The 12,603-nt window shown below is 66.8% G+C and carries 9 protein-coding genes; 4 read left to right on the forward strand and 5 right to left on the reverse strand.

Features of this window, described 5'->3' with window-relative positions; genetic code table 11:
- Nucleotides 1-16: 16 nt before the first annotated feature.
- Genes FHY50_RS09465 through FHY50_RS09480 form a run of 4 tightly spaced genes read left to right on the forward strand, consistent with a single transcriptional unit; the run spans nt 17 to nt 5,551 of the window.
- Nucleotides 17-1,138: a glycoside hydrolase family 43 protein gene (locus FHY50_RS09465; protein ID WP_420030881.1), complete on the forward strand. Its 1,122-nt coding sequence runs from the start codon at nt 17-19 to the stop codon at nt 1,136-1,138.
- A gap of 5 nt (nt 1,139-1,143) precedes the next feature.
- Nucleotides 1,144-2,592 (forward strand): xylulokinase, encoded by a 1,449-nt coding sequence (gene xylB, locus FHY50_RS09470; protein WP_140048216.1) that lies wholly within the window; start codon nt 1,144-1,146, stop codon nt 2,590-2,592.
- On the forward strand, nt 2,592-3,902 hold the full coding sequence (gene xylA, locus FHY50_RS09475; protein WP_140048217.1) for a xylose isomerase: 1,311 nt from the start codon (nt 2,592-2,594) through the stop codon (nt 3,900-3,902). The genes xylB (FHY50_RS09470) and xylA overlap by 1 nt, the downstream gene beginning before the upstream one ends.
- A 47-nt stretch (nt 3,903-3,949) precedes the next feature.
- Complete coding sequence (locus FHY50_RS09480; RefSeq protein ID WP_244935320.1) at nt 3,950-5,551, forward strand: glycoside hydrolase family 43 protein; 1,602 nt, start codon at nt 3,950-3,952, stop codon at nt 5,549-5,551.
- A gap of 15 nt (nt 5,552-5,566) precedes the next feature.
- Here FHY50_RS09480 and xylB (FHY50_RS09485) read toward each other — a convergent pair whose 3' ends face one another.
- From xylB (FHY50_RS09485) to FHY50_RS09505, 5 genes are all read right to left on the reverse strand, one after another.
- Nucleotides 5,567-6,376, reverse strand: a complete 810-nt coding sequence (gene xylB, locus FHY50_RS09485) for a D-xylose 1-dehydrogenase (protein ID WP_140048219.1) — start codon at nt 6,374-6,376, stop codon at nt 5,567-5,569.
- A gap of 63 nt (nt 6,377-6,439) precedes the next feature.
- Entirely contained in the window at nt 6,440-7,582 is a 1,143-nt protein-coding gene (locus tag FHY50_RS09490) for a fumarylacetoacetate hydrolase family protein (RefSeq protein WP_420030882.1), read from the reverse strand.
- A gap of 101 nt (nt 7,583-7,683) precedes the next feature.
- On the reverse strand, nt 7,684-8,709 hold the full coding sequence (locus tag FHY50_RS09495) for a cupin-like domain-containing protein (protein WP_243846614.1): 1,026 nt from the start codon (nt 8,707-8,709) through the stop codon (nt 7,684-7,686).
- 28 nt (nt 8,710-8,737) lie between these two features.
- Complete coding sequence (locus FHY50_RS09500; protein ID WP_140048220.1) at nt 8,738-10,312, reverse strand: aldehyde dehydrogenase (NADP(+)); 1,575 nt, start codon at nt 10,310-10,312, stop codon at nt 8,738-8,740.
- A gap of 17 nt (nt 10,313-10,329) precedes the next feature.
- Complete coding sequence (locus tag FHY50_RS09505; RefSeq protein ID WP_208402826.1) at nt 10,330-12,486, reverse strand: alpha-glucuronidase family glycosyl hydrolase; 2,157 nt, start codon at nt 12,484-12,486, stop codon at nt 10,330-10,332.
- Nucleotides 12,487-12,603: the final 117 nt, after the last annotated feature.

Consider the following 12,603-nt stretch of genomic DNA (forward strand, 5'->3'; position numbering starts at 1 on the left):
ATCATAGGGGATGAGGATGGCGCAGCGTCGGTGCAATTTGGCTTGGCTCGCGTTGGCGGCGACCACGGCATTGGCGGCATGTTCGGGCGCTCCCGGCAACGGCGCGCAGCAGCAAGCCGCTCCCAACGCCGCCGAACCCCGCGCTCCTGATGGCCGGCGCTACCTGTCGCAGCCGCTGGTGACCGAGATCTACACCGCCGACCCCTCCGCGCATGTCTGGGGCGACGGCAAGCTCTATGTCTATGGTAGCCACGACATCGATGGCGATGCGCAGGAAGACGATCTGGGCGGGCATTTCGAAATGCGCGACTATCGCATCCTTAGCATGGACAAGCCCGGCGGCCCCGTCACCGTGCATCCGGTCGCGCTCGATGTCGATGACGTGCCTTGGGCAGAAAAGCAGATGTGGGCCCCCGATGCGGCCTATAAGGACGGCACTTATTATCTCTATTTTCCTGCCAAAGACCGGCAGGGCGCATTCCGCATCGGCGTCGCCACCTCGAAATCGCCGGTCGGCCCGTTCAAGCCCAACCCGCAGCCGATCAAGGGCAGCTTCTCGATCGATCCGGCGGTATTCACCGACGACGACGGCGCCAGCTACATGTATTTCGGTGGCATCTGGGGCGGTCAGCTGCAGCGCAATACCACCGGCACCTACGACGCGAACGGGTCGAAGACCGACCTCGAGCAACCGACCCAGCCGGCGCTGGCACCCAAGATCGCGCGGCTGGCGCCTGGCATGACCGAGTTCGCGGAGACACCGCGCGACGTCCAGATCCTCGATCCGCAGGGCAAGCCGATCCTGGGCGGCGACACCGATCGGCGCTTTTTCGAAGCGGCGTGGATGCACAAATATAACGGTCAATATTATCTCAGCTATTCGACCGGCGACACGCATTACCTAGTCTATGCCACCGGCACCTCGCCCTATGGCCCGTTCACCTATCGCGGCCGCATCCTCGAGCCGGTCAATGGCTGGACGTCGCATCATTCGATCGCGCAGTGGGACGGCAAGTGGTGGCTGTTCTACCACGATGTCCAGCTGTCGGGGCAGACGCGGCTGCGCAACGTCAAGATGACGCCGCTGACCCACAATCCAGACGGCACCATCCAGACCATCGATCCGTTCGTACCGTAACGCCGATGTTCCTCGGCATCGACATCGGCACTTCGGGGGTCAAGGCGGTCGCGCTCGACGAGCGTGGCGGCGTGGTCGCGCAGGGGACCGCCGCGCTGACCGTCCAGCGCCCCCACCCACTTTGGTCCGAACAGGATCCGGGCGCATGGTGGGCAGCGACGCAGGCAGCCGTGCGCGCGATCGACCCGGCCGTACGTCGGTCAGTGCGCGGCATCGGCATCGCCGGACAGATGCACGGCGCCACCCTGCTCGGCGCCGACGACCGGCCGCTGCGCCCCGCGATCCTGTGGAACGACGGTCGCAGCCACGCTGAATGTGCCGAGCTGGAGACCAAGGCTCCCGAACTGCACGCGATCGCCGGCAATCTCGCGATGCCCGGCTTCACCGCGCCCAAGCTGCTGTGGGTCGCGCATCACGAGCCGGAGGTATTTGCCGCCACGCGCACGGTGCTGCTGCCCAAGGACCATGTCCGGTTGGCGATGACCGGCGAGAAGGCATCGGACCTGTCCGACGCGGCGGGGACGTTGTGGCTCGACGTCGCCGCGCGCGACTGGAGCGACGATCTGCTTGCCGCGACCGGGTTGACCCGCGATCACATGCCGCGGCTGGTCGAGGGCACTGCGCAGACCGGCCAGCTCCGCGCCGAAGTGGCCGAGGCGTGGGGAATGGACCGGGTGCCGGTCGCAGGCGGCGGCGGCGACAATGCCGCGGGCGCGGCGGGCGTCGGCGTGGTGCGCGATGGCGACGCGCTACTCTCGCTCGGCACGTCGGGCGTGATCTTCGTCGCGACCGCCGATTTCCGGCCCAACCCGGCGCGCGCGGTCCATGCCTTTTGCCACTGCTTGCCCGGCATGTGGCACCAGATGTCGGTCCACCTGTCGGCGGCGGCGTGCATCGACTGGGTCGCGCGGCTGACCGGCACCACCGGCGCGGCCGAGCTGTTCGCGCGTGCCGAAATCGCCGGGGCAGGCAACGGCCCCGAAATCTTTCTCCCCTATCTCTCGGGCGAACGCACGCCGCACAACGATGCCGAAGTGCGGGGCGGGTTCCTCGGGCTCGATCACGACACCACCCCCGAACGGCTGGCCCAGGCGGTGCTCGAAGGCGTCGCCTTCGCGCTGGCCGACGGCGTCGCCGTGCTGCGCGAGGCGGGCTCGCAGCTGTCGCAGCTGACCGTGATCGGCGGCGGCGCGCGCTCGCGCTATTGGGGCGAAACGCTCGCGGCGGCGCTCGGCGTCGAACTCGTCTATGCGCAGGGCGGCGAAGTCGGTCCGGCCCTCGGCGCCGCGCGGCTCGCCCAGCTTGCCGTCGATGGCGGCGACCCCGCCGACATCTGCACGCCGCTGCCGGTCAGCCACCGCATCGCGCCTGATCCCGTCCTTGCCGAGCAGCTCGCTCCAAAGCTTGCCCGTTTCCGCGAAGCCTATCCCCGCATCACGCCCAGGAGCACATGATGGCCACCGACTTTTTCACCGACTTCCCGACGATCGCCTATGCCGGCCCCGACAGCGACGACGAACTCGCCTATCGCTTCTACGACAAGGACCGCGTCGTCCTTGGCAAGCGCATGGAAGACCATCTGCGCTTTGCGATCTGCTTCTGGCATAGCTTCTGCTGGCCCGGGAGCGACGTGTTCGGCGGCGGCACCTTCGGTCGCCCCTGGCACCAGGGCGCCAACGACAGCGCGGCGGCAGCCAGCAAGCGCGAGGCGGCATTCGATTTCTTCACCAAGCTCGACGTGCCCTATTACTGCTTTCACGACGTGGACGTGATGGCCGATGCCGACAATGTCGCCGATCATCGCCGCTTCATGGCCGAAGCGATCGATCACCTCGAACAGCTGCAAGCGGGCAGCGGCCGCAAGCTGCTGTGGGGCACCGCCAACCTGTTCAGCCATCCTCGTTTCGCCGCCGGCGCGGCGACCAGTCCCGATCCCGAAGTCTACGCATTCGCAGCGATGCAGGTACGCGACGCGATCGAGGCGACGCATCGCCTGGGCGGCGAGAATTACGTGCTGTGGGGCGGACGCGAGGGCTATGAGACGCTGCTCAACACCGACATGAAGCGGGAGCTCGACAATTTCGGTCGGTTCCTCAGCCTCGTCGTCGAGCACAAGCACAAGATCGGGTTCAAGGGCACGATCCTGATCGAGCCCAAGCCGCACGAGCCGACCAAGCACCAATACGACTTCGACACCGCGACGGTGTACGGTTTCCTGAAGCGGTATGGCCTGGAGAACGAGGTAAAGGTCAATATCGAGGCGAACCATGCGACGCTGTCGGGGCACAGCTTTGAGCATGAAATTGCCACCGCCGCGGCGTTCGGTATCTTCGGCTCGATCGACGCCAATCGCGGCGATCCGCAGAATGGCTGGGACACCGACCAGTTCCCCAATTCGGTCGAGGAACTGACGCTGGCGATGCTCGAAATCCTGCGCGCGGGCGGATTCACCACCGGCGGGTTCAATTTCGATGCCAAGGTGCGCCGCCAGTCGATGGACCCGGTCGATCTGTTCCACGGCCATGTCGGCGGCATCGACACGGTGGCAAAGGGGCTGCTCAACGCCGCCGCGATCATCGAGGACGGCCGGCTCGACGGGTTCCGCAGTGAGCGTTATGCCGGCTGGACCAGCGGCATCGGCAGCCAGATTTCCGGCCTCGATCTGGCGGGTATAGCCGATCTCGCCATCGATCGCGGCGTCGCGCCGAAACCACGTTCGGGCCGTCAGGAGCGCCTCGAAAACCTGATCAATCGGTTTATCTGATGCGGATCGCCTCGCTCGGGATAATGGCGTCGTTGCTGGCGCCGATCATGATTCCTGCCGACGCACTGGCGCAGGAAGCACGCTTCGAACGCTTCAGCTATCAGGGCCGCTCGCAGGAACGGGTCGAGGCCGGGCCGGGCGAATTCCGCAATCCGATCCTGTCGGGCTATTATCCCGATCCGTCCGTGACTCGCGTCGGCGACGATTATTATTTGGTGCTGTCGTCGTTCACCCATTTCCCCGGCCTGCCGATCTTCCAGTCAAAGGATCTGGTCAGCTGGCGGCAGATCGGCAACGCGATCGACCGGCCGGGGCAGCTCGACTTCTCGGGCCTCGCTGTGTCGCGCGGGGTGTTCGCGCCCGATATCTCGTTCCACGACGGCACCTTCTACATCATCAACACCTGCGTCGATTGTCGCGGCAATTTCGTGATCACCGCAAGGGATCCGGCGGGGCCGTGGTCCGACCCGGTCTGGCTGTCGTTCGAGGGGATCGACCCGTCGATCTATTGGGAAGGCGACCGCGCCTTCATCGTCAATAACCGCGCGCCCGACGAACCGCCGCTCTACGACGGGCACCGCGCAATCTGGATCCAGGAATATGACTGGCGCGCCGGCAAGATGGTCGGGGAGAGTACGCAGCTCGTCAACGGCGGGGTCGATCGCTCGACCAAGCCGGTATGGATCGAAGGGCCGCATATCTACAAGAAGGACGGCTGGTATTACATGACCGCTGCCGAGGGCGGCACCAGCGTAAACCATTCGCAAGTCGTGCTGAGGTCCAAGGAGCTGCGCGGGCCCTATGTGCCCTTTGCCGGCAACCCGATCCTGACGCAGCGCGACCTTGATCCGGCGCGCGCCGATCCGGTCACCTCGGCGGGCCATGCCAAGCTGGTACAGACGCAAAAGGGCGACTGGTGGGCGACCTTTCTCGCCACGCGGCCCTATGGCGACGATCTCTACAATATCGGGCGCGAGACATTCCTGCTGCCGGTGACATGGCGCGAGGGCTGGCCGATCATTCTCGACAAGGGCAAGCCGATCCCGTTCGTGCTGCCGCGGCCGAACCTGCCTGCCCAGCCCGCACCCGCCCTGCCGACCAGCGGTGATTTCGGCTATGTCGACGAATTCGACGGTGATCGCCTGGCGATGCAGTGGATCGGCGTGCGCACGCCGAAGACGTCTTTTCATCGCGTCATAGGGGGCGAGCTGCTGCTCGAAGCGGGCAGCCCGCTCGGCACCACCGATGGCGTCCCCGGCTTTGTCGGGCGCAGGCAGCAGCATCATGTCGCGACGGTTGCGACCACGGTTCGCTTCACCCCCGAGCGCGATGGCGATCGCGCAGGGCTCGCGGCGATGCAGAGCGATGAGGCCAATCTGTTCTTCGGCATCACGCGCATTGGCGGAAAGCGCAGCATCGCGCTCTATACCCGTGCAAAGGGAACGGAACGGCTTGTCGCATCTGCGCCGCTCGCCGACAGCGCAGCATTGACCCTCACGATCCGTGCCGATGCCGGACGCATGGCGTTCGACTATACCGGCAATGGCGAAACCCGGACGCTGGCCGACAATGTCGATGTCCGCTTCCTCAGCACGCGCGAGGCGGGCGGGTTCGTCGGGACGGTGATCGGGCCCTATGTCGGCCGCTGACGCGTAGCGCCTGCGTCAGCGCCAGCCGGCGTCGACGAAATAGCTGTGGCCGGTGATCAGCCGCGCGTCGTCGGACGCCAGAAACATCACCATCGCAGCGATGTCGTGCGGCAACAGCCGACCCTTGAGGCACTGCGCGGCGACGATCTCCGCCTCGCCCTCCGGCGTGTACCATTTCTGCTGGCGCGGCGTGCGGACATTGCCGGGAATGACGCATGTCGCGCGGATGCCGTCATGGCCAAGGTCGCGCGCCAGACTGCGCGTCAGTCCCTCGATCGCAGCCTTGCACGTCTGGTAGAGTGTCAGGTCGCTGAGCCCGAGATGCCACGAGATCGAGCCGAGATTGACGATCGCGCCGCCCCCCGCCGCGCGCATCGCCGGGATCACCGCCTGGGTGCAAAAGAACATGTGCTTGAGATTGACCGCGAAGCGATCGTCCCAATAGCTTTCGGAGATCTCGTCGATCGAATGGCGGTCGTCGTTCGCGGCGTTATTGACCAGCACGTCGAACGCGCCGTGCCGCTCGATCGACTGCGCGACGATCGCCTGCAGGTCGGCGATCCGGGTCAGGTCGACGCATTCGAAGCGTACCGGTGCCGGGGCCAGCCGCTCGACCAGCGCCGCCGAATCTTCGCGGGCGATGTCAAGGAAGGTGACGTCGGCGCCCTGCGCGACAAACCCCTCGACGATGCCGGCGCCGATGCCCGATCCCCCGCCGGTGACGAGCACGCGCTTGCCGGCCAGGCTGGGATAGACGGCGCGCGGCGCCGCCTGCTGCGACGGTTCCGCGCCCGAACGCGCGACATTGGGGTCAGCTTCTGCCATGATACCTTCGTTATGCACGCGGCCGGGGCGGTCGGTCGCGGGGGCGGTGCGGTCCGCCATCGCTCACGATACCGCGGATTGACGTTTAGCGATGCCGCGCATGAACGTGCGAATGCCGACGTCCCACGGCGCAGCGTCTTTCGACGTCGTCACGCGGTTGGTCAACGTGCCGAATCGCGGTGACGCGATCGATACCGTATCGCCGATTTTATGCGTGAAGCCGCGGCCCGCTTCGTCGCGATCCTGGACCGGCGCGAACAACGTACCCAGGAACAGCACGAAGCCGTCGGGATATTGATGCTCGCTCAGCGTCTGGCGAACCAGCTCGTCGGGATCGCGGCTGATCTCGCGCATCGAGCTGTGGCCGCTCAGCACATAGCCGTCGGTACCGGTGATGGTCATGTCGAGCTCCGCCGAGCGCACATCGTCCATCGTGAACCCGGCGTCGAACAGCCGGACGAACGGTCCCAGCGCCGCCGACGCATTATTGTCCTTGGCCTTGCCGAGCAACAGCGCGCTGCGGCCCTCGAAATCGCGCAGGTTGACGTCGTTGCCCAGCGTCGCGCCGACTGTGCGCCCGGCGGAATTGACGACCACCACGATTTCAGGCTCGGGATTGTTCCATGTCGAATCCGAGCGGATGCCGATCTCCGCTCCCCAGCCGATCGCCGACAATACCGGCGCCTTGGTGAACACTTCCGCATCCGGGCCGATCGCAACTTCGAGATATTGCGACCACATTCCCGCGTCGATCAGCGCCGCCTTGAGCCGCTGCGCCGGCGCGCTGCCTGGAACGACCGAACGGATGCCGTTGCCGACATGCTCCTCCAGCTCGGCGCGGATCGTCGCCGCAGCCTGCGCGTCGCCCCGTGCGCGCTCCTCGATCACCCGTTCGATCGCCGACACCGCGAAGGTGACGCCGGCGGCCTTGATGCATTGCAGATCGATCGGCGCGAGAAGCTGGAACGTGGCATCCGACCCGACCTGGCCGAGCTCGTCGAGCGGGCACAGTTCGGTGCCTGTCAGCGATGCGGCATCGTCGCGATCAAACAGGTCGGCGGTGGTCGGGCACTGCGCAAACACCGAATGCACCATGCCATCGCGTACCAGCACCGGCACCGGACCGTCGGGGGTACGCACCCGGCCGCACAGCACCGCATCGGCATGATCGACCGGCAACGCCGCGGATAGCCGACTGCTGCTCACCCTTACACCCCCTCACCATTTATCGCACTTATTATGATACCGCTATCAGCGTTGGGAATGCTGCGCAATAGTCGCCGTTCGGCGGCAATTGCGGACGGGCATCAGGACAGGGCATTGCGCAGGAACGCCCTGAGCCGATCGTCGCGCGCGGCACTCGGACTTCCGAGCACGCTGCGCGCGAATTCCGGGAGGTGGTCGGCGACGTGCGGCGCTGCATCGTCGAACACGTAATGGCCGAACCATCCGCGCCACGCATCGCGCTCGCCCGCCGGCAATTCCCGGATCGCCAGCAGCGCGTGCGCCAGCGCCGCCAGCGGCGAGGCTTGCGCGGCGGCGTCCCACCAATAATTGACCAGCACGTTGAGCGTCCCGCGCGCGCGGACATGATGCCACCACAAGGCCGGCATGAAGATCGCATCGCCAGGCCCGAGTTCGGCGACACGCGCATGCGCCATCGCCTCGGCAAAGCGCGGATAGCGATCGAGGTCGGGCGCGTCGGGATCGACCATGCTCGCCGGCTGCCCGGCCATCGTCACATCGATCGGACCGATATGGAGGTTGCTGATCTGGTCGGGCGGAAACATCAGGAAGCGGCGCGTGCCCGCGACGACGCAGGCAAGGTTGGGCGACGTGTCGAAATGCGTCGATACGCACGTCGCATTGCCGATCCAAACGCGCGGCGTGGCCCCCTCGACCGGCAAATCGATCGCATTGGCCGCCGTCCATCCCGGCAGGTGCGCGCCCGCCGCCGCCGCGCCGGCATACAGCGCGGGCGGCGCCGGATCCCCGGCGAGCCGCAGCAACTCCTGGAGCAGGACGCCGACCGGCACCTGCTCGCGGTGGAAATTGAAGCCACGCATATCGTCGCGATAGAAGAAGCGGCCCCCGATCTCGGGCGCGCCGATCATCACCTCGACCGGATTGCCGCGATCGAACGCGGCGATGTGCTCCGCCATGGCGCGATCGCCTTCCCTGGCCGCGGCAACCGCGGGCCAGTGGGCGACCTGGCCGCGCAGCACCACCGGCTCGTACACGTCGAACACTTCGCTGGCGAAGCGATCGGCAGCGATTGCCGGGCGCTCGGCAATCGGCACGGGGGCGGGGAGGTCGTGCATAGCCTCGCTCATCCCCTTCCCCTCCTTGCGCCAAGCCGCCCTAGAGCGTCCAGCTGCCGTCGATGCGCGCGACCACGCCGTTCTGCGCACCGTCGCGCAGTGCGCCCGGAAGCAGCGCCGCGGGCATGTCCTGATAGCTCACGGGACGCAGGAAGCGATCGATCGCAAGCGTCCCCACCGACGTCGAGCGCCCGTCCGAGGTTGCAGGATACGGCCCGCCATGCACCATCGCATGCGTCACCTCGACCCCGGTCGGCCAGCCATTGGCGAGGATGCGCCCGACAGTGCGCTCGAGGACCGGCAGCACGCGTTTCGCCGCATCATAATCGCCTTCGTCGACCTGCAGCGTCGCGGTCAGCTGACCCTCCAGCTCGGACAGGACGCCGACCAGTTCGTCCAGGTCCGCGCAGCGCACCAGCACCGACGACGCTCCGAATACCTCGTGCAGGTGCACCGGATCGGCCATGAAGTCCTTGCCCGCGACCGAGAACAACGCCGCGCGGCCCTGCGTCGGACCGGCCGGCTCCGCACCCTCGGCCAGCTTGGTGACGAACGGACTGCCCTCGAGCTTGGTCTTGCCACCCTCATAGGCTTCATGGATGCCGCTGGTCAGCATGACCTGCGCCGCCTGCCCCGACAGCACTTCGCCGGCACGCTCGGCGAAGGCGTCGAGTTCGGGGCCGTCGATGCCGAGCACCAGCCCCGGATTGGTGCAGAACTGCCCCGCCCCCATCGCCAGGCTCGCGACATAGGCCTCGGCCAGCGCGCCGCCGCGCGCCTTCAGCGCCTGTGGCATGAGGATGACGGGATTGATCGCCGACATCTCGGCATAGACCGGGATCGGGCGCGGGCGCGCGGCGGCGATCTTCATCAGTGCCTCGCCGCCGGCACGCGATCCGGTGAACCCGACCGCCTGGATGCGCGGATCGGCGACCAGCGCCTGTCCGATGCTGCGCGACATGCCGTTGACCAGGCTGAATACGCCCTTGGGCATCCCGGTCTTGGCGACCGCGCGTTCGATAGCGGTTGCGATCAGTTCGGCGGTGCCGGGATGCGCGCTATGCCCCTTCATCACCACCGGGCAACCGGCGGCGAGCGCCGCGGCGGTGTCGCCGCCCGCGGTCGAGAAGGCGAGCGGGAAGTTCGACGCGCCGAACACCGCGACCGGTCCCAGCGGGACCATCCGCAGCCGCAGGTCGGGCTTGGGCGGGGTACGCTCCTTGTCGGCATGGTCGATGCGCAGCTTTTGCCACTGACCATCGCGCACTTCCCTGGCGAACAGACGCAACTGGCCGGCAGTGCGACCGCGCTCGCCGGTGATGCGCGCCGCCGGAAGCCCGCTCTCGCGGCTGGCGCGCTCGACCAGGGCGTCGCCCAGCGCCTCGATCTCGTCGGCGATCGCCTCTAGAAACTTCGCTCGCTCCTCGAGCGGCGCGGTCGAATAAGGCAGGAACGCCGCTTCCGCCGCAGCGCAGGCGTCGGCGACGTCCTGCTCGGTCGCGCCGTGAAACTCCGCGTCGTCGATCTCAACACCCCTGGCAGGGTCGTGCGCACGAAAGCTCTGGCTCGATTGGCGGCGCTCGCCGCCGATGAACAGGTCTCCGGTCAACTTCATCATTGTCTCCTTGGGTCTCAATGGTGGCCGGGCGCAAAAGGATGCGAAATGGCCTTGTAATGATCGAGGTCGTGCGCGGGCGGGCGCACCCCCTCTGGCAACGGCCGTTTCGACACGTCGGCGAAATAGGCGATGCTGGCGTCACGCCACCATGTGGCCTCTTGGCGCTGGATCGCAAGGAAGCGCGTGACTTGCTCGAAGCGTGCGTCATCGATTCGCGGCTCCAGCGCAGCCCAGCGCGCCTGCATGTCGGCGACCGAAGCGACGCCGCGATCGTAGCGATGAACGAGCTCGGCCCACAGGCTCCGCCCCGACGCCATGCGCTCGTCCCAGCCGACATGGTGGAACCACAGCAGATAGTCGTCGCCGACGCGCGAACGATCGGCGAAACGCCGCGCCACCGGCGGCGCATATTGCGCGACCGCGTTCGACCCCGACGCTGTCCGGTCGAAGCCGATGCCCTCCCTATCGGCGCGGTGATAATAAACCGGGTTCCATTCGGGCCGTGCGAGATCCGACACCCATGGACCGGGGCCGTAATGATGCCCCGTCGCCATGAGATGCGCGAGGCCCAGCGGCGTCATGTAATCGACCACCGCCTGACGCGATTCCAGCATCATCGCGACCACCGGATCGACCACCGCCGGATCGGGCGCAAAGGTCTGCGCCGCCCATTCGCGCGCGATCGCCTCCGACGAGAGTGCGTGGTCCCACGCCAGCCGTCCGAAGGCATACCAGTTGGCCTGGTCGAAGGTCGATCCCGACCAGTTGCGGTCGCTGCCGATATTGGCGACGCCCGCCATCCCGGTCAGGCGATGACGTTCCAGCGATCCATCGACGACCTTTGCGACGGTGCTGCCCTTGCCCTTGGCATAGGTGTCGGCACCGAGCGCTTCCTCCCACATCGGCGCGAGATAGGCGAGGTGCGTGGCAAAGCCGAGATATTCCTTGGTGATCTGGAATTCGATCATCAGCGGTGTCTTGGGCATCGCGCCGAACAGGGGGTGGAACGGCTCGCGCGGCTGGAAATCGATCGGGCCATTCTTGACCTGCAGCACGACATTGTCGGCGAACGCGCCGTCGAGCGGCTTGAATTCGCTATAGGCCTGCTTGGCGCGATCCTCCGGATCGACTTGCGAATAGACGAAGGCGCGCCACATCACGATCCCGCCATGCGGCGCGACCGCGGCGGCGAGCATGTTCGCGCCATCGGCATGGCTGCGCTTATAGTCCTGCGGGCCGGGCTGACCTTCCGAATTGGCCTTGACGAGGAAGCCGCCAAAGTCGGGAATCGCGCGGTAGATTTCGTTGGCCTTGGCCTTCCACCACGTCGCCACCGCCGGGTCGAGCGGGTCGGCGGTCGCCGTCTCGTTCAATTCGACCGGGGCCGACCAGCGCGCCGACAGATACACCTTGATGCCATAGGGGCGCAGCACGTCCGCGACCTTCGCTGCCTTGGCGATCCAGGGACCGGTCAGGCTGTCGGGCCTGGCATTGACGTTGTTGAGCACCGCGCCGTTGATACCGATCGACGCATTGGCGCGGGCATAGTCGGTGTACCGAGGATCGGCATAGTCCGGCAGCTTCCACCAGTCCCAGATCGACTGGCCGGCATAGCCGCGCTCGACCGTGCGATCGAGATTGTCCCAATGGTTCAGCAGCCGCAGCGCGACCCGGGGAGTTTCGCGTAGGTCGAACGCAGTGACGTCCGCGCCGGTCTGGAGCCGGCGCAACAGCGCGAAGGCGCCGTACAGCACGCCGACCGGACGATTGGCGGCGACCACGATCATGTGCTTGCCGCCGCGCGCAACGCTGCGGATGACAAAGCCGTCCTCGCCCAGCGTAGTGAGCGGCAGATCGAGCGCGGCGATCGATGGCGCTGCGGCGGTGCCGATCAGGACGACGTGGCCGGAGCCTGGCGCCGCTTCATCGGATGGGCCGACCAGCCCCGCCAGTCCGCGCTCGATCTCACCCGCGGCAATCGCGATCGTCCCGTCGCTGCCGCGCTCCTCGGCGACTACGCTGTGCGCATAGGGTGCGACGGCGACGCGCTGCGCCTCGGGCAGCGGCTGATATCGCAGCCACAGGTCGTAGCCGTCCTCGGCCTGGACCGGTGCGTGCATCGCCATCGCCGCGAGTAACGCCGACGCCCAGATCCTCCACCATCGCCGCATCGCCGCTCCATTCCGTTCGGCGGCTCGTTTCCTGGCTGCCGTTGACATCCTTGCCAGGGGTATATCATGGTAGCGGTATCAATAAAGGGGCTTTGCCGACGGCGTGGACCGAATGGC

This window comes from Sphingomonas japonica (assembly GCF_006346325.1).
Classification (GTDB): domain Bacteria; phylum Pseudomonadota; class Alphaproteobacteria; order Sphingomonadales; family Sphingomonadaceae; genus Sphingomonas; species Sphingomonas japonica.